Source organism: Cylindrospermum stagnale PCC 7417 (assembly GCF_000317535.1).
Classification (GTDB): domain Bacteria; phylum Cyanobacteriota; class Cyanobacteriia; order Cyanobacteriales; family Nostocaceae; genus Cylindrospermum; species Cylindrospermum stagnale.
On the sequence record NC_019757.1, the window covers coordinates 132,714 to 150,789 of the forward strand.

18 protein-coding genes and 1 pseudogene are annotated in these 18,076 nt (G+C 42.8%); 8 read left to right on the forward strand and 11 right to left on the reverse strand.

Features of this window, described 5'->3' with window-relative positions; all coding sequences use genetic code 11:
• Window positions 1–14 precede the first annotated feature (14 nt).
• Together CYLST_RS32095 and CYLST_RS00615 are read left to right on the forward strand one after the other, a co-directional pair.
• The gene (locus CYLST_RS32095) at window positions 15–1,994 is read left to right on the forward strand and encodes a hypothetical protein (protein WP_015205766.1); all 1,980 of its coding nucleotides are present in this window, start codon (window positions 15–17) and stop codon (window positions 1,992–1,994) included.
• Between the two features lie 85 nt (window positions 1,995–2,079).
• A pseudogene (locus CYLST_RS00615) lies at window positions 2,080–2,448 on the forward strand (hypothetical protein); the annotation flags it as partial.
• 580 nt (window positions 2,449–3,028) lie between these two features.
• On the opposite strand, the gene CYLST_RS00620 reads toward CYLST_RS00615, so the two are convergent.
• A complete protein-coding gene (locus CYLST_RS00620) occupies window positions 3,029–4,051 on the reverse strand; it encodes a tetratricopeptide repeat protein (RefSeq protein ID WP_015205769.1) in 1,023 nt (340 codons plus the stop codon).
• Between the two features lie 397 nt (window positions 4,052–4,448).
• A complete protein-coding gene (gene pirA, locus CYLST_RS35050; protein ID WP_015205770.1) occupies window positions 4,449–4,604 on the reverse strand; it encodes an arginine synthesis PII-interacting regulator PirA in 156 nt (51 codons plus the stop codon).
• Window positions 4,605–4,729: 125 nt separating this feature from the next.
• Between pirA and CYLST_RS00625 the strand changes: the two genes are divergently transcribed.
• The 3 genes from CYLST_RS00625 (at window position 4,730) to CYLST_RS00635 (ending at window position 6,940) form a co-directional block, all read left to right on the forward strand.
• Window positions 4,730–5,524: an SAM hydrolase/SAM-dependent halogenase family protein gene (locus CYLST_RS00625; protein ID WP_015205771.1), complete on the forward strand. Its 795-nt coding sequence runs from the start codon at window positions 4,730–4,732 to the stop codon at window positions 5,522–5,524.
• A 178-nt stretch (window positions 5,525–5,702) separates the two neighbouring features.
• Entirely contained in the window at window positions 5,703–6,359 is a 657-nt protein-coding gene (locus tag CYLST_RS00630) for a DUF2301 domain-containing membrane protein (protein ID WP_015205772.1), read from the forward strand.
• 11 nt (window positions 6,360–6,370) lie between these two features.
• Window positions 6,371–6,940, forward strand: coding sequence for a peroxiredoxin (locus CYLST_RS00635; protein WP_015205773.1), 570 nt, complete (start codon window positions 6,371–6,373; stop codon window positions 6,938–6,940).
• An 18-nt stretch (window positions 6,941–6,958) separates the two neighbouring features.
• Here CYLST_RS00635 and CYLST_RS00640 read toward each other — a convergent pair whose 3' ends face one another.
• Window positions 6,959–8,098: an SGNH/GDSL hydrolase family protein gene (locus CYLST_RS00640; RefSeq protein ID WP_015205774.1), complete on the reverse strand. Its 1,140-nt coding sequence runs from the start codon at window positions 8,096–8,098 to the stop codon at window positions 6,959–6,961.
• A 116-nt stretch (window positions 8,099–8,214) separates the two neighbouring features.
• On the opposite strand from CYLST_RS00640, the gene dprA reads away from it, so the two are divergent.
• On the forward strand, window positions 8,215–9,330 hold the full coding sequence (gene dprA / locus CYLST_RS00645) for a DNA-processing protein DprA (protein WP_015205775.1): 1,116 nt from the start codon (window positions 8,215–8,217) through the stop codon (window positions 9,328–9,330).
• A 189-nt stretch (window positions 9,331–9,519) separates the two neighbouring features.
• On the forward strand, window positions 9,520–11,694 hold the full coding sequence (locus CYLST_RS00650; protein ID WP_015205776.1) for a PAS domain S-box protein: 2,175 nt from the start codon (window positions 9,520–9,522) through the stop codon (window positions 11,692–11,694).
• A 95-nt stretch (window positions 11,695–11,789) separates the two neighbouring features.
• Here CYLST_RS00650 and CYLST_RS00655 read toward each other — a convergent pair whose 3' ends face one another.
• Together CYLST_RS00655 and CYLST_RS00660 are read right to left on the reverse strand one after the other, a co-directional pair.
• On the reverse strand, window positions 11,790–13,361 hold the full coding sequence (locus tag CYLST_RS00655) for a serine hydrolase (RefSeq protein ID WP_015205777.1): 1,572 nt from the start codon (window positions 13,359–13,361) through the stop codon (window positions 11,790–11,792).
• Between the two features lie 174 nt (window positions 13,362–13,535).
• A complete protein-coding gene (locus CYLST_RS00660; RefSeq protein ID WP_015205778.1) occupies window positions 13,536–14,294 on the reverse strand; it encodes an RNA methyltransferase in 759 nt (252 codons plus the stop codon).
• A 477-nt stretch (window positions 14,295–14,771) separates the two neighbouring features.
• Here CYLST_RS00660 and CYLST_RS00665 point away from each other — a divergent pair, with 477 nt between their 5' ends.
• Window positions 14,772–15,215 (forward strand): hypothetical protein, encoded by a 444-nt coding sequence (locus CYLST_RS00665; RefSeq protein ID WP_015205779.1) that lies wholly within the window; start codon window positions 14,772–14,774, stop codon window positions 15,213–15,215.
• A gap of 263 nt (window positions 15,216–15,478) precedes the next feature.
• Here CYLST_RS00665 and CYLST_RS00670 read toward each other — a convergent pair whose 3' ends face one another.
• The 6 genes from CYLST_RS00670 to CYLST_RS00695 form a co-directional block, all read right to left on the reverse strand.
• Entirely contained in the window at window positions 15,479–15,811 is a 333-nt protein-coding gene (locus CYLST_RS00670) for a low molecular weight protein tyrosine phosphatase family protein (RefSeq protein WP_015205781.1), read from the reverse strand.
• A gap of 29 nt (window positions 15,812–15,840) precedes the next feature.
• Window positions 15,841–16,248 carry an HNH endonuclease gene (locus CYLST_RS00675; protein ID WP_015205782.1) on the reverse strand — a complete coding sequence of 136 codons (408 nt, stop codon included), beginning with the start codon at window positions 16,246–16,248 and terminating at the stop codon, window positions 15,841–15,843.
• Complete coding sequence (locus CYLST_RS00680) at window positions 16,245–16,595, reverse strand: hypothetical protein (RefSeq protein ID WP_015205783.1); 351 nt, start codon at window positions 16,593–16,595, stop codon at window positions 16,245–16,247. The genes CYLST_RS00675 and CYLST_RS00680 overlap by 4 nt, the downstream gene beginning before the upstream one ends.
• 279 nt (window positions 16,596–16,874) lie before the next feature.
• The gene (locus CYLST_RS00685; RefSeq protein ID WP_015205784.1) at window positions 16,875–17,087 is read right to left on the reverse strand and encodes a DUF6887 family protein; all 213 of its coding nucleotides are present in this window, start codon (window positions 17,085–17,087) and stop codon (window positions 16,875–16,877) included.
• 26 nt (window positions 17,088–17,113) lie between these two features.
• Window positions 17,114–17,500: a type II toxin-antitoxin system VapC family toxin gene (locus tag CYLST_RS00690; RefSeq protein WP_015205785.1), complete on the reverse strand. Its 387-nt coding sequence runs from the start codon at window positions 17,498–17,500 to the stop codon at window positions 17,114–17,116.
• Window positions 17,494–17,718, reverse strand: coding sequence for a hypothetical protein (locus tag CYLST_RS00695; RefSeq protein WP_015205786.1), 225 nt, complete (start codon window positions 17,716–17,718; stop codon window positions 17,494–17,496). The genes CYLST_RS00690 and CYLST_RS00695 overlap by 7 nt, the downstream gene beginning before the upstream one ends.
• Between the last annotated feature and the right edge of the window lie 358 nt (window positions 17,719–18,076).

Genomic DNA, 18,076 nt, shown 5'->3' on the forward strand with positions numbered 1-18,076 from the left:
CAGACAGCGTAATAATGACAAACAGCCTAGAAGAGTTGCTGACGTTAGCGGAGAAAGAGTTTTATCAACTCACCGAAGCAGATAAAAAATTGTTTCCTGCTGTGTTTGAGGGTAAAGAGGCTGACTTCAGCGCTGATGCTGATGCACTCACTTTGAATGTTGACAGAATTATCTGGCTTTGTACGAATTTAAAAGCGCGAGAATTTTTAAGTTATCGAGGGCTAGAAATTGTTGGCGCTAAAGTTAAGGGAGAACTGAATTTGAGTTTTGTAACTCTAGAAATTCCTCTCAAGTTTATTAATTGTACTTTCTCCAAGGCCATTTCTCTCCAGCAAGCTAAATTACGCTCTTTGAGCCTAAAAGGAAGTAAAGTTTTATCCATTAATGCTGATGAGATACAGGTTGAGGGTTCTGTATTCCTGAGTGATGGCTTTCAGGCTATGGGTGAAGTGCGTCTGGCGAGATCTTCCATTGGCGGCAATCTCTATTGTAGCAAAGGCAAGTTTTTCAACTATAAAGACTTGAACTATCAAGGAAATAAGAGAATTCTTGAAGATTGTGCCTTGTTTGCTAATAGTGCAAATATCAAGGCTAGCGTCTTCCTAGACGATGAATTTGAGGCTAGGGGCGCAGTGCTTCTGGTGGGAGCTTCCATTGGCGGGAATCTCCATTGTAGCAAAGGCAAGTTCTACAGCGGGGGAGAAATTGCCCTGTGTGCTGATAATGCAAATATTACGGCTAGCGTTTTCCTAGATGATGAATTTAAGGCTAAGGGTGAAGTGCGTCTTCGGGGAGCTTCCATTGGCGGTGAGCTAGGCTGTAGTGGAGGCAAGTTCTACAACAAGGGAAGAATAGCCCTATCTGCTGATAGTGCAAATATCAAGGCTAGCGTCAGACTAAACAATGGATTTGAGGCTAGGGGCGCAGTCCATCTGGCGGGATCTGCCATTGGTGGTGAACTCAATTGCAGTGGAGGCAGGTTCTTCAATCAGAAAGAGGATGCTGTCTCAATTGCTCTCTCAATTGATGGAGCAAATATTGAAGGAGATGTGTACTTTACCGAAGATTTTACAGCTGAGGGGCTAGTCTCCTTAGTCAGTGCAAGAATAGATGACACCCTGTTTCTTCAAGAGATCAATAATTGGAGCATTCGATTTGGGCAAATCTACTTTTTTAGGTGGACGATAAAATCAAACTCATACAGCTTAATGAAGTATGTTTCCTCCAAAATGCGATGCTCCCTAAAGAATTTCCAGCAGATGAAATTGGATCTGAGATTTGCTAGGGTTGGTACTCTGGCTGATAAGGCTAATAGCTGGCCTGATAAAGATGGGTTGTATCTCAATGGCTTTACTTACAATGCGATTAGCGAAACATCTCCCATTGATAGTAAACGTCGGCTGGAGTGGCTACGGCTTCAACCCACAAAAGAGTTTACATTACAACCCTATGAGCAATTAGCAGCAGTGTTGAAGGCTAGTGGCCATGAAGCTGCTGCTATAGAGGTTTTAATTGGTAAAGAGCAAGACAGATTAGAATATGGCAGTTTGAATATATTTAGTTACCTCTGGAATCGCTTCCTAGGAGTTACTATTGCTCATGGATATCGGCCTCAATATGCCTTGGTTTTTTCATTTGGATTCGTGATTTTTGGTACGGTTGTATTTAATTATGGTTATACAAATAAGCTAATCTCACCCTCCTCAAATGTAGGGCCATTTGATTCTTCGGAGTCTGAAGTCTCAGAAGATTATCCAGTTTTCAACCCACTACTTTATTCTATTGATGTCTTCCTGCCAATTGTTGATTTGCATCAGGAGAGCCACTGGTTGCCAAATAGCAAACCAGGAAGTGATAAAAATTTCCTCTTCCTTAAAATCCCTTCAGGCCAAATAATACGTCGTTATTTCTGGCTGCATATCGTCCTTGGATGGATATTAACCTCTTTGTCGGTTGCTGGGTTTACAGGACTCGTCCGCAGTCAGAACAAATAGTCAGAAAGGGAATTTAAAATAGAATTAAGTTGCGATCTGCTGAAAGCAGCAGCGCTTCGCTATCGCTTAACCGCCAAATTGCCCTATGACTGATATCACCTTGACAGACACTGCCTTATTACCAGAAGATTTGTTACCAGATGTCAATCATCTAATTACAGAGGATGATCAGCCTTTGGATAATCTACCATCGGAAAAACAGCAACGGCTGCTCACAGAACCCCTCTACAGTTCTTGGAGTGGCGCAAGTAATGCTGAAGGGTTTCTCGCTGCGGCTAATGTAGCTTTGTATTTCAGCAGCAAAAAACCGCCAGTTGTGCCAGATGTGTTTTTAAGTCTGGATGTGCAGATAGCTGAAAACTGGTGGGAAAAAGGCCATCGTTCTTATTTTTTCTGGGAATTTGGCAAACCACCAGAAGTAGTAATTGAAATTGTCTCTAATAAAGAAGGCAACTAAACTGGGCGCAAAATGCTGGATTATGCCCAGATGCGGGTTATTTACAGGACTACCCGGTAAGCGTAAAACGAGCGCGGCTGTCTTCCCTGAGATATAAGCGATACGTGGGATTTTAATCCCTGTCATCTTCTCTAACTGCAACATTTATTTTTACTTGCCATAATTTAACCTTTTATAGATAATATTTTAGATATACAGGAAGGGTAATCAACCTGTCTAAAAACCCGATTGCTGCCTAACACGCAGACGCTGTACCTTGACAATTAAATCTATAGGGTTCTATTACATTGTTCTAGCTTCCTTCTGGTAATAGGTAAAAGATTTACAGGGACTAGGCACAAAGCATTTTGAGGCGTATTTGCTTCAACTAAAAAAGAACTTGCAGCAATGCAACTAGGGTAGGGCATACCCGAAGTCGCTTGGGGAGAACCCCACCTCTGGTTTAGAAAACGCAAGGAATCTAGATTAAGTGGTTTCGTTGAGCCAAGAATCTCAGTGTCTTTAGACCTGAGAGTGTCAAGCGCCTTGGGAGTAGAGCCTGAGGTTTGAGTGCATCAGACTCGCTTTTATCCCCTAATTACAGGCAGTCCATGAACCGCTGTACCTTGTCTGAGAGTGGCTGATGTTGGATTTTATCGGCTAATGTTTGGGCTTTTTGGTAGCAGCATAGGGCTGACTTTTTGCGTTTTGTTGTGGCGTAAAGACTCCCCATATTCAGCAAAGTTGAAGTTTCTCCCAGAGAATCGCCCAGTTCTTGATAAATGGCGATCGCTTGCTTGTAGTACTTCAGTGCCTGATGGTGATTGGCGAAATTGCTATAAATAAAGCCAATGTTGTTTAAAGTTGTGGCTTCACCGGCGCGATCGCCGATTGTCCGACGTGTCAACAGAACTTGAGAGTAAAGCAATAACGCCTTTTTCGGTTGACCTAAATCACTATAAATCGAGGCAATGTTGTTTAAAGTGGTGGCTTCACCCACAATATTCTTGAAGGCTCGTTGAATTGGTAGGGCTGCTCGCAAAAATTCTAGAGCTTTCTCAAACTTTCCTAAGGTGGTGTAGGCATATCCAATCCCATTTAGCGTTGTCGCCTCACCAGAAAAATCTCCTAGCGATCGCCGCATCGACAAAATTTGATGCTGTAGCAATAGTGCGCGTTTCGGTTCTCCCAACTTGGTATAAATTAGTGCTACATCATTGAGAGTAGAAACTTCCCCTTGAGTGTCTTTCAATTTTCTGAAGATTTGCAGCGCTTTGTCAAAATACACTAACGCTTGCTCAACCTGTCCCATCCGGTTGTAGGTGGAACCCAGATTGCTGAGTGCAGTTGCTTCTGCTGCTGCATTACCCAGTTCTAGAGCAACCGAAAGCGCCTGATGAAAACACTCTAAGGCTTTTTGCTGTTGCCAGCAACCGAGGTGAGCTAAACCGATATCGTTTAATGTATAACCAACTCTGGCGCGATCGCGAATTGCTCTAGCTAGCCGTAAATTTTCAGTTGCTAGATCAATATATTCTTGAAATTTACCCTGCTTGTAGTAGGGTTTTGCTTGCTCACGACGTTGTTCCCACTCTTTGACTTGATTTAAAGATTGCGTCATGTGACCTTGGTTGCACTCTTGGGTAAATAGGCAGGTTAGTCCTTGGTGGATACCTCTAGGGAATTAATCCCTCTTCGGTTTCCTCAATTTGAGTTAACCATTATTTTCTACCTTTAGAGGTAAGACGTAAAGGGTAAAGTGTGGTATTTTTACATACTTAGGAGGCAAGTTGTCTCAAATCAAGAAAGCCATGATAACTGGCGAAAATGCTAGATTAAGCCAGCATGGGCGTGATTCACAAGCTTATTTTTCCCTCAACTCAGCCGCTTGGGGAGTTTAAAAGTTTTTTCTAATTTTCCAATCACAGCAGTTTTGGCGCTGGTTCTGACTACCAAAAAAAAGAAAACCCGCCGAAGCGGGGTAATACACAACAAACTATCAACAATGAAAACTTGAATTAGCCGTAGCACGCCATCTCTACTTCTAGTTGGCGAATCAGTTGTTCGTTACCTGTAGCTCTGGCTACTTGCAAACGATGCTCTAGGCTTCTTTGAATATTCTGTTTGTGAACTGCTTCTGCTTTGACAGCAGCTTGCGCTCTGTTGCTACTCATAGCGAATGCCTGTTTAAGTTTATTTTTATGTCTTGTAATCCTAACATAACACATATTTTGTAGCTGTTGTTACAGAAATCCGAAATGCATTATATATTAATAGTCGAGCCTTGTTCGATCAGCAGATGATTCAACAACCACTTCTGACCTTATTGAGCGATTTTGGCGATCGCGATGTGTATGTGGGTGTGATGAAAGGAGTCATTGCCCAAATCAACCCCCAGATCAGCTTTGTCGACTTGACGCACCAGATTCCACCACAAAATATTCCTGCGGCTAGATTTTGCCTGATGAATGCTTACCCCTATTTTCCCGTGGGTACGGTGCATCTAGCGGTGGTAGATCCGGGTGTGGGAAGTCAGCGAAAAGCGATCGCCATAGAATTGGCTCAAGGTTTTCTCGTCGGCCCAGATAATGGGATTTTCAGCGGCGTACTTGCTCAAAATTCGGCAATTTCCGCTGTGGAACTTACAAATCTTAACTATTGGCGCACTCCTCAACCCAGCGGCACATTCCACGGTAGAGATATTTTTGCACCTGTCGCGGCTCATCTTGCTAGTGGTGTTTCTCTACAACAACTAGGACAAGAAATCGATCCAGCTACTTTGGTTAATCTGGATATCGGAGAATGTCAACAGACAACAACAGGGGTAAGGGGTTACATTCAATATATAGACCACTTTGGCAACTTAGTCAGCAACATTCCCGGAAGTTCTGTGCAGAGTAAAACCTGGTGTGTGCAAGCATCTGGCTTGAGGATACCAGGGGGTACAACTTACAGCGATGTCCAACTTGGGGAAGCTCTTGCTTTAGTTGGTAGTCACGGTTGGGTAGAAATTGCCATCAATAGCGGTAATGCACAGATACAGTTGCAGCTAAACTTGCAAGATGCTGTAGAATTCATCGGCATTAAAAATTAACAATTAAAAATTAAAAAGCTTTTGAGTTATCTCACTGGTTAGTTATTTTGGCCTTGCTGCATTAACGCCTCCGAAGCAATAGCCGGATTGGTTGAGAGAGCCACCACTGTAGCTGTATTCAGGTCAGTGTGTGGAGTGTGTCACACTAGATAGTGGGAGTACTTCTCAGAAATTTTCTATGACTACGCAAACCGGATCTGCACCGTTAATTTATCAAGGCCAGTTTGGAGAATTTACCATAAATCAAAGCGATCGCCAAAGCGTGATCATCTACCGTACAGGATTAATGGTAGCTGCACTGAGTTTTGCGATCGCCAGCGCTTTAGTTTTGTTCAATCCTCAGCCCGCTGTTTTCACGGCACTAACGCCTCTCTATGCCTGTTTTAGCCTCGGACTTGGTGTGAGTTTAGTGATGATTCATATCTACATGGAACCGCTGCACCGACTTTTGCAAGCCTTTTGGGCGATTGGTAGCATCACATCAATAGTTTTGGCACTTTCTAGCAGTACACCTTTAGCTGTCACCGTTTACAATCAACCCCTTACTTTATTTGGAGTCGGTTGTACCTTTGCTGCTTTGACAGGCATTTATTTCAAAGAAGCTTTTTGCTTCAATCGTCTAGAAACTAAGGTATTAACCCCACTCGTGCCGTTACTTTTGCTAGGGCATTTGCTAGGAATTTTACCAACACAAGCAGAACAGTTTTTATTAGGCATTTGGGCGATTTTATTTTTAGTGTTTGCCCTGCGTAAGGTAGTCCAAGCAATTCCTCCAGATATTGGCGATAAATCTGTATTTACTTATTTGCATGAACAACGTTCAGCAAAAGTTTAAAAATAAATTTCATGACAATACCAGATAATCTCTATGAATTGCCCCAAAATCTTCTAGTTCCAGTTGATGATGGAGCTTGTAACCATCTTTTAGGAATGCAAATTCCTTCTGTTCCCTTGATGTCAACAGCAGGAAAAATTGTCGATTTAGCCTGCCTAACTGCCAGAACAGTGGTGTACTGCTATCCACGCACCGGTAGACCTGATCAAGACCTGCCTCAAGGTTGGAATGAAATTCCAGGAGCTAGAGGATGTACACCACAGTCTTGTGCATTTAGAGATTATTATCAAGATTTACAAGCACTTGGTGCAATGGTTTTTGGTCTCAGCACACAGAATACAGAATATCAGCAAGAGGCAATTGAGCGGCTTCACCTCCCCTTTGAATTATTGAGCGATTTAGAACTAGCTTTGACGAAAGCTTTAAAATTACCAACTTTTGAAATAGAGTCGATGACCTTGATTAAGAGGCTAACATTAATCATCTTTGATGGGCAAATTCAAAAAGTATTTTATCCTGTATTTCCACCAAATCAAAATGCAGAAAAAGTAATTAATTGGCTTTCGGAAAACCAGGAATAATTTTTTTTTAATTTCTAATTAACTTCCTAGTAGTTTTAACAATGCTGCTCGATAAATGTTTAGACCTTCAGCATTAAGATGGTGGCCATCACTGGTTAAATTCTCTTTGAGAACATTATTTTCATAAAGCGGTGCTACACCTTCTGCTGCAACTGTCACTTTTTCGGTTGCTGCAACTTGAGTAATCAAAGCATTAATTTTTTCGACTCTAGACAGTGGGGCGGCTTTGTTTGGATCTAAGCTAGCTGCGACTGTTGAGTAAAAGGCAGGAATGAGAAAAATCTCTTTAGTTCCCGTGGCGCGGACAAGTGCAATCGCCTCTTGCAGCTTTTGGACGAATAACTCATCACTCATCCCATACCAAGCATCATTTCCCCCAATAGCAATCACGGTTTTTTGGCATTTCGCATTGGTAGGAATTAAACGTTGCAGTTGTTCTACTAATGAAATTGTACTCACACCATTGAAAGCAAAGTTAAAAGTGCCTTCACCAAGACTATTGCCAAGTCCAGCAGAAATAGAATCACCAAATAAACAACCTGAGAATTTCTTATCTTGGGTAGCAAATGTCTGATATTGCAGTTCAAGTTGCCATAAAGGTGAAGCAGTTAAATTATCTTTTGGTGGCGGATTAGTTGAACCAGCAGGTAACTTGGGCATTCTGAGTAACTTTGAAGTTTTTGCCAAGTCAATTACTATTCTGTTACTAGGATAAGCTTCGAGAAAGCTGATTATTCCCAAGCCTTCTGGTGAGGTGGCTCCGAGGACAAGGGCAGATTTTAGTGCAGGGATACCTGCTTGATCACGACGGGCAATAGTTGGGGAATAAACATTTAAAAATTGCTCGCCAATTTGGGTATTTACTAATTTACTAAAAGCCCCAATATCAAGAAACTTCTTTACCTGAAGAACGCCTTGGAACATCTGTTTCTCTTTCGGTTTGAGGTAACTCAGAAAAGATTGTAGCTCGCTAGAAACTTGTTGTGTTTCAGCATACCTGCGGAGATCTGCCACAGGCAGCGATTGCTCCAACAAACCGTATCTGAGAACAATTGTTTTAGCTGCCAAACTAGGTAATGAACCAAAAAGACTATCTAGAAGTAAGGGAATTAAGCAACCAGATAAGCTTAAAAGAAGGCGAGAGGGATATTTTATCACTGAAGATAGATGCTTCCATCATGGGTTTTCTTCCCTATCTTCGCCTGTTTCCCTGATACTTTAACAGACAAATCTAATTTGGGAATAATTAAGCCAGTGGATGTGAGGATGTAAAAGTGGTAGAAGAACGTGCTTACTGGCTAGCTTGGGCGCAAATTTCCGGGATTGGGCCAGTATTGCTGCAACGGTTGCAACAGCATTTTGGTAATTTGGGGACAGCGTGGAAAGCTAGTGCAGCAGAGTTGCGAAGTGTTGAGGGGTTTGGGTTTCAGACATTAGAAAAAGTGGTACAACAGCGATCGCGATTGCATCCAGAACAACTACTCACCCAGCACCAGCAAGAAAACCCCCATTTTTGGACACCAGCAGACGCCGATTATCCCCACTTATTGCGAGAAACTCCCAGCCTACCCCCAGTTTTGTACTATCGCGGTGAAGTAGATCTGCAAGAAAATCTTGGTCAAAAACCTCTAGTTGGGATTGTGGGGACAAGGCAACCTACAGAGTATGGTATCCGTTGGACTCGCAAAATCAGCACAGCTTTGGCTAAAAATGGCTTTACAGTTGTTTCTGGCATGGCTGAGGGCATTGATACTGAAAGCCACTTCGCCGCGATGAAGGCTGGAGGACGCACCTTAGCTGTTTTAGGTACAGGTGTTGATGTCATCTATCCACACAAAAATCGGGATTTGTACAAGCAAATTTTGACGGCTGGATTAGTTCTGAGTGAATATCCCGGCAAAACTCCCCCAAATCGCACCCATTTTCCGCGCCGTAATCGGATTATTGCCGGCTTAAGCCGTGCTGTTTTGGTGATAGAAGCACCGATGAAATCAGGTGCCTTAATAACAGCTTCCTATGCGAATGAATTCGGACGAGATGTCTATGCACTGCCGGGAAGACTGGACGATTTGCCATCTCAAGGGTGTTTAAAGCTACTTAGTCAAGGAGCTTCTTTAATTCTCCCAGAACTAAGCGAATTGTTAACAATGCTGGGAGCAATACCGCAACTCGATGTAGATACACAATTAATCGCGTCTGCACCTTTGCCTGATTTACCACCAGAATTACAACGGGTAATGAATGCGTTTGCACTGGATGCTGTATCTTTTGATTTGATTGTCCAACAAACAGATATGTCTGCTGGCTTGGTTTCTAGTGCTTTGTTACAGTTGGAACTTATGGGTTTAGTGTCCCAACTGCCAGGAATGCGATATCAACGATGTTCATAAGCAATTCAAAATTTAAAAGCTCCTATTAGCAAGCACTAAGGCTGACGAATGAGTACAAATTAAATGTGGTTTAAGCTTAGTGTTTATCACTACGAACTTGGGGTAAAATTAATCCGATAATCATCAGGGAATAGTCAGAGATGAATATTTCAGCGTTCATCTCTCCAGAGAGAATATCGGAGTCGTACAGTGCAGATACAGCCTTCAGGTATCAAGAGATCTCCAGATCCCAATGGTACTGAGTCCACTGAACCAGATTTTAGGCAGGGAGGCTCGCCTGAGTTTCTCAAGGCTATGATCAACAAAATGACGGATCTGATTTTTGTCAAAGACCGTCAGCACCGCTGGGTTTTGCTGAATGACGCCTTCTGCAACTTTATGGGTTGCTCTCAAACAGAACTGAGTGGCAAGTCAGACCGAGATTTTTTGCCGGACTATGAGGCAGATGAACTCGTTTTCATTACAGGTATTCCCAATGAAGATGAGGAATTTTTGATTGAGACTCAAGGCAAAAACCACATCTTCTCTATCCGAAAATCGCTGTTTGAAGATGAGGTGGGTAATCAATTTCTGCTTGGTGTGATGCGAGATGTGACTTGCAGTAAACAAGTTGAAGCTGAACTGCGGCAAACAAATGAGCGACTGCTGGCATCTGTTAGGGAATGCACTCAAGCGCTATTAGAGAGCGAAGCCAGTTTGCTACGCCTGACAGATAACGTCCCAGGAATAATTTACCAGTTTCGACTTGATGCCGATGGGACGATGTCTTTTCCTTTTGTCTCTTCTGGATGTCGAGATATCATCAAACTAGAGCCAAAAGCGGTACAACAAGATTCAGCGCTGATGTTTGCTACGGTTCATCCGGATGATGCTGAAGCTTTACAATCTGCGATCGCCTACTCTGCCCAAACTTTGCAAATATGGAAATCTGAGCATCGAGCTTTCAGTACTGATGGTCAACTAAAATGGATAAAAGCGATTTCTCGTCCGACATCCCAGCCAGATGGTTCGATTCTTTGGGATGGTTGCTTAATTGATATTAGCGATCAACAAGCTGCCCTACGCGAACGCGAACGGATTGAGGCAGAGTTGCAAAAACAAACCAACATCCTGCAATTAATCTTGGATAGCATGAGCGATGGCGTGATTGTTGCTGATGAACTGGGAAAGGTTCTGGTATTTAACCCGGCGGCTGAACGGATATTTATCAAGGCAGAGCCTGATTCCCTGACATCGGAATTGTCACAGCAATATGGGATCTTTTTGCCCGATATGGAAACCCCATTCCCAAAAGCACAAACGCCCCTGCTACAGGCGATTCAGGGCAAAGATGTAGATAATATTGAGATGTTTATCCGCCATCCTCAGTCACCAGATGGCATTTGGGTGAGCACTAGTGGCAGACCGATCAGAGATGCTCATAATATCTTTAAAGGCGGGGTGGTTGTCTGCCGGGATGTTACGGAACGCAAACAAGCAGAAGCCCAATTGAAGCAGCAGAAAGAACAACTAGAAACCGCCTTGATAGAATTGCAACGCACCCAAGCCCAGATGTTGCAAAACGAAAAAATGTCCAGTCTAGGCCAACTGGTGGCGGGAGTGGCACACGAAATTAATAACCCAGTCAATTTCATTCATGCTAATCTCTCCTATGCTGATCAGTATACCCAAGACATACTGGAACTGCTGCAACTTTACCAGCAGCATTACCCCGATCCTGTCTCGGAGATTCAAGATGTTGTCGAAGCTATTGAACTAGATTTTTTACAAGAAGACCTACCCAAGCTGGTTTCATCGATGAAAGTGGGTACCCAAAGAATTAGTGATATTGTCCTGAGCTTGCGGAATTTCTCGCGCTTGGATGAAGCTGAAAGGAAAGCGGTCGATCTTCATGAGGGCATCGATAAAACTTTGATGATCTTGCAACATCGCCTGAAGAAGAATAGCCATCGCCCGGAAATTAAAGTTATTAAAGAGTACAGCAACCTGCCAGCGGTGGAATGCTATGCAGGGCAACTCAATCAGGTGTTTATGAATATCATCGCCAATGCTATCGATGCTTTGGAAGAAGCAGTGGCTGGGGGCAAAAAATTCACGCCTGCGATTAAAATTCGCACGCAAGTCGTTGAGCAAAATTATGTGGTAATTGGGATTGCTGATAATGGAGTAGGTATTCCAGATTTAGCCAAGCAACGGTTATTTGACCCTTTCTTCACCACCAAACCTGTTGGCAAGGGAACTGGGATGGGATTGTCGATTAGCTACCAAATTGTTGCAGAGAAACACGGTGGCTCGTTAAACTGTGTTTCCGAAACTGGACAAGACACTGAATTTGCGATCGCCATTCCCCTCCGCCAGAAATAAAAAGTGTGGGTGGGATTGAGGGACAAAACCCAACACCACCAAAGGATTTCTTCGGTAACGCTCTGGCTCTAATTTTCAATTTAAAATTGGGACATTTATCTTGGGGGATAATACTGTGGACTGATCACTGGGGGTGGATAACCTGTTAGGGGCATGGTGTTCATTGTGCCGTTGGGTAAAACCGGACTGATCACTGGGGGTGGATAACCTGTTAGGGGCATGGTGTTCATTGTGCCGTTGGGTAAAGCCGGACTCATCACTGGGGCTTGATAACCAGTTGCAGGCACAGTGCTTGTCGGACTGCTTGGTGCAACAGGATTTTGGCTCAACTGTTGGTAAGTAACACGAGAGATGGAGCTAATTAGTTTTTCAGCGCGGGGGTCATTATTCGGACGTCGAACCATGATAGCAGCGATGTAGCGCTTGCCTGTTGGGATATCAACTAAACCCACATCTGCCAGCATTGTACCAATGTCGCCTGTTTTGTGATATGTCCGGGCACCGGCTCCCAAACCAGAGGGCAGCAGATTGTCTCTCTCTGTACGACGCATGATATCGAGCATCAAATCGCGCGATCGCATACTCACAAAATTTCCTTGATTCACCATAGCCATCAAATTCCCCAATTCTCTGGGGCTGGTGGTGTTTGTCCCTGGCAAATCTGGAAGTTGATTGCGAATTGCCGTGCTTGCCAATCCCCAGGTGCGAAAACGCTCATTCAGCGCCTCCATGCCGCCCAATCGGGCAATCAGCATATTTGTCGCCGTATTGTCGCTGATTGTAATCATTTTCGTGGCGACTTCCAGCGCTGAGTACTGGGTGAGAGCGGGTTTGTATTGCAGATTTCCCGAACCGCCAGCAATCATATTCTGTTGCATGGTCAGCATTTCATCCAGGCGAATTTTCCCCGTATCCACATCTTGGAAAAAAGCAATTAAAATCGGTATCTTAATTGTGCTGGCCGCAGGAAAACTGGTAGTGCCATTCACATCTATGTAACTGCCAGTATCTAGGTCTACAAGAAAAACGCCGGGGGTCAGATTGGGGTTCGCCGCCGCCAGATTTTGCACAGCAGTTTTCAACGGCATCATTTCTTGAGATAGGTATAAGCCAGAAGCTCCTACTGAGGGATTTGGATTAGCTGGTGACGGGGATTGATTCGTATTAGATAGCAACGATGCAGGTGGTGTAACGCGATTAGCGGGGTCTAGGACTGACAATAGCGTCCCCACAATCGCCCCCATGCCAACTCCCACAATCAACAACCGCAAGCCGTACAACAGTGTTCTGGCCATTGGCTTTAACCGCGTCTTGCGCGATCGCCTGTCTATACTTGGCATAGCCTGCTTCTGTACCCGCACTGTCTTAAATTTCTTAGTGCTGGGTTGCAAAGGTGGAATCTTCCCCTTAGCAGTAGGCATTGGTTTGACCGCTGTGGGCATTAATACCCCCGATCGTGGCCTCCGCCCCCCAGTGGGGATGGCCGGAGGACTGATATGATTATTTACGCGTGCTAGGGCCGTTGCTTCTGGTGTAGAGGCAATCGGCTGCTGGCTGTTAACGTTCGCTTTCTTGGGTGCCGCCTTTTTGGCTTGGCGCGGACGCTGGCGACGCTGTGTAGGTTGCCGCCCCCAGATTGCTGTTAATTTGTCAATTGACTCTGACACCGCTACTCCTTGTGACCCACTCGACTTTATTTCTTGCAGATTTTCGACCCAAAACCGATTCTTCAAGCACCTTGATACTCAGATTACCCTTATGGTACTAAGTAACATTTTTGTCCCTAGTGTAAGCCATATTAATTCTTTTGGGAAATGATTGCGTATATATTAAACGAATAATTACAAGTTTTCTGGATTAATTTGACTCTTAAGCGCCCATTCTACCTGTCGCAGAATCCCTAGCAGCATTGCTACTTCCCCAGGTTGCAGGTGAGCGCGATTATATAGATGGCGAAATTTTTCCATCCGACTAGCTGCTGTATGGGGATACAGATATCCTATCCTGAGCAGTAGGGCTTCTAGTTGTTGATAGTAGGTTTCGACAACATCTATTGGCGCCAGTTCAGTTGCGGGTATGGACTGAGTCGCAAATATCTCAGCAGATTGTGACAGTTCGTAACAACAGATCGCCACCGCAGTCGCCAAATTCAGCGATGAATAACTCTCACTTGTAGGTATGCGAACAAACCTCTGGGCATAGTTTAATTCTTCATTACTTAATCCCCTGTCTTCCCTACCAAAAATCAGTGCTGAAAGCTCTTCTGGTTCCTCCAATAACCAGGGTAGGGCTGTGCGAGGGTTCTCTAAGGGTACCTCCCAACTGCGCGAGCGTCCGGTAGTGGCAATTGCCCGGACACATCCCTGCAAGGCTTCTGGTAATGTCTTGACTACTACCGCAGATTCTAAAATCTCCTTAGCATGAACTGCCATTTTCATCGCTTCCGCCGACAGCGGATCGCATTGGGGATTTACTAATACTAAGTGATGTAGCTCGAAATTTTTCATTACCCTGGCAATCGAACCCACATTTAACGGTCCGGCTGGCTCTACCAACACAATTCTTAACCCAGCCAACTGTTTTACCTCCCGCGATCGCACGTTTAAAATATTTTTAGGCTAAATTTCAGCATCATGCCTACTACCGCAGACTTTGCTTGATTATCTTGATTATATTGTAGCTGTGCTGGGCGAGCACCTATATTTAGTATTTAAAATCACTTCTGTCGCCTGGCTGACTATGCCAAGTTTAGATTTTGGCTCGAAGAAAAATCTCAAATACTTGCATTGAGTGACAGCTTAATCTCCCAGAGCCATCAAATGTCTTGTGCAGTGGTATTAGCAACCCACCCTAAAGATGGCAATAGCGAACATTATTCTCTTAGTATAATTTAATACTATTTTCTTAAAAGATGAAGTATAACGTATGTGTGCTGAAAGAAAGTCAGCAGCAAAAAGAATGAAGTATAAAAACTCCTGTGGTAAGAATACTTCATACTTCAAAACAACTTTTTCTCAATCATCAATTTATTTCCTCTAACCAAATTTACCAGAAGATATCCGGAGATAACAGAACAGATGCAACGTGTGTGTAAACAAAATGTTTTGCTTGCCGCAACTGCGGCGACCGCATTACTATTTACAGGTTGTGGAGAGAGTAAAGTTTCGCAATGTAACAAAATCGTAAAAGTTGCGAATCAGGCAGTTACAGTAGGGCAAGAATTCGGCAAAAATCCCCAGCCGAAAAAAGGTTCTAAAGCCTTGACTGAAGCCGCTAGTAAGGTAGATAAAATTGCCAATGATTTGAAAGCAGTGGAAGTCAAGGATGAAAAACTTCAAGGATTTCAAACACGCTTTCTCAAACTTTATCAGGACACAAGCACGGGGATGAAGAATACTGCAAAAGCTTTGGATAAGAAAGATATCCCAGGTGCAAATCGCCTTTTGGCATCCCTGAAAAAGAGCGCTAGCGATGAAACTGCGTTAGTGAAAGAAATTAATAATTACTGCAATGGTAGTTGAGCAATTTTGTACTAAATCTGATATCAGATATAGCGGTGATAATTTGGATGAAATGCAAGTTCGTAATCTTCGCTTTAGCGATTTCATGCTCTTGATTTATTACATTTAAATCTAACCCGCTACACTATACTATTTCTCTTACAGGTTGATACATTATGATTGAATCTTAGCCCCCCTTGGAAAGGGGGGTTGGGGGGATCTCATTTGTTTCAACCTTATAGGGAATTAGTATTAGCTCCATTTTAAATAATCAGGAGCTAATTTTAATTGGCAATTTTTAATAGAGGCAAAACCTTCTGCTTTAACAACTCAATTAAAGCTGGTTCCATATATTCATAGTCATCTGGAATATCCAAGCAGATAACTCTCTTACCTTTGAGAAAAGGTTGAAAGTTTTTCGACAACTTGCTTTTATGGGATTTTTCCATGACAAAAATAATATCAGCCCATTCAATGGCTTCTGTGGAAACTGGTACTTCAGCATATCTGTCTAAACCTGCTGATTCTACCTCTAGTTCTGCATATTCAGAAAACACAGCCTCAGCGGTAGGACTGCGTAATTTATTTTTGCTACAAAGGAATAACAGCTTTTTCATGCACTCACAAAACGCTGAGGTATGTTTGCTCAGAATTCAGTTGACTGTAATCTCTGCCTTTCAGCTAGTCGTTCTTCACTATTTATTTGCAGCAATTTAACTGTTGTACGTCCTTGAGGGGTTAATCCCACCAGAACTAATTTTGAAAAGGTGAAGTGAAAAACCCATTCTTGGTTACGTGGGTTGAATAGAAAGCTAAAAGCTCCTGTTTCAGGATCGAATGAACCTAAGTCAGTGCCTTTATAACGGTTACAACGCCAACAGGTGAGAGCTAGATTATCAGCATTTGTTGCACCGTTATGTTTTTCGGCGATAACGTGATCAATCTCATGAGGGAAGAAGGAAACTCCAGCAGGTAGCAGACAATACTCACATCTGTATTTTGCGCGTTCTTCAACTAAACGGCGAAGCGCAGCCGGAATATAGGTTCCGCTCACTGTCTACTAGTTAAATAAGATAAGTTACCTGCTTTAATCATCACCATCAGGTGTTCTATGCGCTCATACTCATCCAGTTCTTTTAACTCTGTGGGTGTGAGTTCTCCTGCTTTGCTGCGTGCTAATAAGGTACGCAACCGTTCTTGCATTTCCGGTGTGGGTTTAAATTCAGAAATTTTTTCAGGAGTAGGGTTACTGGCTAGAAAATCAAGGATATATCGGTAAACTTGTGCTGGTACTGCTGGTTGTTGGAGACTCAAAGCAAGTAATTCAGGTAGGCGTTCATTGCCTATTTGTGCTAATTGTTGAGATAATTCGTCTGATACTTCTAGGGTGATTTTTGGCATAGTTTGCTTACCTGAAGTGTGTCACTTCCTATATTGTAATTGTGCATCTTCATATAAATGAAAATTGAACAGGACTTCCGCAAAGAAGATATTTGTTTTGTTATGTGGTGTTAATAACGTAAATTATATATGCTTTAAAAATAAAAGTCAGTCAAGGGTAGACCTTGCTACCACGATCTGAAAAAGTCAGACCTCTTGACTGCTATTCATATTATAATAGAAATATTGGAGACTCAACGGAAGCTTAAACCAGCTAATCAGTAGAGTGTTAGACTTTAATTACTCAGCTTGATTTAACTTCGATCTAAAAATAGCTTCAACTTGAACTTCTGGATTTTCTAAGTCAAAAGGATAAGGTTGTAGAGGAGTGTTAGGGTCACGACGACTGATAATAACCTCTAACGCTGCGCGGAATGCTTCTTGATTATTTCTATTTTCTGAAATATACCGTTTTAATTCGGCGTTAGTCATTTGGTCAAGGTTTGGTGTCATAAAATGCAGTGTAGTCTTAGGAAACTTTACGGCTGCTTTTGAACGTGTGGATAGTTGAGAATTTTGCTGTCTACTGTCACAAGTGGACAATCATAAACTCTTGCTGTTGCAACTATAATCTGATCAGCAGGATCTTTATGAAACTCACCAGGTAGTTGAGTAGATTCTACACAGATTCTTGGTGTTAGTTCCAAAAGACAGATACCAGGATAAGCTAGGGCTTGATTTAACCACTCTTCTACAGGACAATGTAAAATTAGTCTACTGCGCTCAACTAATTTTGCAACTTCCCAACAGGAAATAATACTAACACCTAATCCTTGAGTTTCTTGTGCTTGAATGTATTCAGAGTAGTTCTGGCTAAGTTGATTATTACCATAAATCCACCAAACCCAAATATGGGTATCTAACACAATCCTTGTGCTGCTTCCCAATCTTCTTGTGCTATAGGTTCAGTCGGTTCTATGTATTGAACAGGAAAACCACGAAAGGGATATTTGTTTTGTTCAGATATCTTACGCGGTCGAGATAAAATTATGACTTCAACTTGCTCACCAGAGGTAAAAGGTAAGTTTTCTAGTGTTAGTGTTCTGTCGTCTTTAACAGTTGTTTCTATGCGATGTGCAAGCATGATTTTGATTTATAACCTCAGGCTTTAACAATATTATATATTCCAATACGCTTCAGTTAAGCGTTTTTGTATCGACTGTAAAAATAAAAGTCAGTCAAACAATTTTGGATTTTAGATTTGCGATTTTGGATTGACTGCGCCCACTCTTGGGACACAGCTTGAGGATTTTAAATTGACGATTTTAGATTTATTCCACCCACAAGGGATGGGGCTTGTACCGAAAATAATCCAAAATCGTTCGACTGAGCGCTCACGACGAAGTCCAAAATCCAAAATCTAAAATTGGCACGGTCAAGGGTAGACCTTGCTACCACGATCTGAAAAAGTCAGACCTCTTGACTGCTGGTTATATTGTATC

What these genes read in the sequence shown, in the direction of transcription:
- CYLST_RS32095 (WP_015205766.1), top strand. Translation starts at nt 15, where the DNA reads ATGACAAACAGCCTAGAAGAGTTGCTGACGTTAGCGGAGAAAGAGTTT.
- CYLST_RS00620 (WP_015205769.1), bottom strand. Translation starts at nt 4,051, where the DNA reads ATGACGCAATCTTTAAATCAAGTCAAAGAGTGGGAACAACGTCGTGAG.
- pirA (WP_015205770.1), bottom strand. Translation starts at nt 4,604, where the DNA reads ATGAGTAGCAACAGAGCGCAAGCTGCTGTCAAAGCAGAAGCAGTTCAC.
- CYLST_RS00625 (WP_015205771.1), top strand. Translation starts at nt 4,730, where the DNA reads ATGATTCAACAACCACTTCTGACCTTATTGAGCGATTTTGGCGATCGC.
- CYLST_RS00630 (WP_015205772.1), top strand. Translation starts at nt 5,703, where the DNA reads ATGACTACGCAAACCGGATCTGCACCGTTAATTTATCAAGGCCAGTTT.
- CYLST_RS00635 (WP_015205773.1), top strand. Translation starts at nt 6,371, where the DNA reads ATGACAATACCAGATAATCTCTATGAATTGCCCCAAAATCTTCTAGTT.
- CYLST_RS00665 (WP_015205779.1), top strand. Translation starts at nt 14,772, where the DNA reads ATGCAACGTGTGTGTAAACAAAATGTTTTGCTTGCCGCAACTGCGGCG.
- CYLST_RS00670 (WP_015205781.1), bottom strand. Translation starts at nt 15,811, where the DNA reads ATGAAAAAGCTGTTATTCCTTTGTAGCAAAAATAAATTACGCAGTCCT.
- CYLST_RS00680 (WP_015205783.1), bottom strand. Translation starts at nt 16,595, where the DNA reads ATGCCAAAAATCACCCTAGAAGTATCAGACGAATTATCTCAACAATTA.
- CYLST_RS00685 (WP_015205784.1), bottom strand. Translation starts at nt 17,087, where the DNA reads ATGACACCAAACCTTGACCAAATGACTAACGCCGAATTAAAACGGTAT.
- CYLST_RS00695 (WP_015205786.1), bottom strand. Translation starts at nt 17,718, where the DNA reads ATGCTTGCACATCGCATAGAAACAACTGTTAAAGACGACAGAACACTA.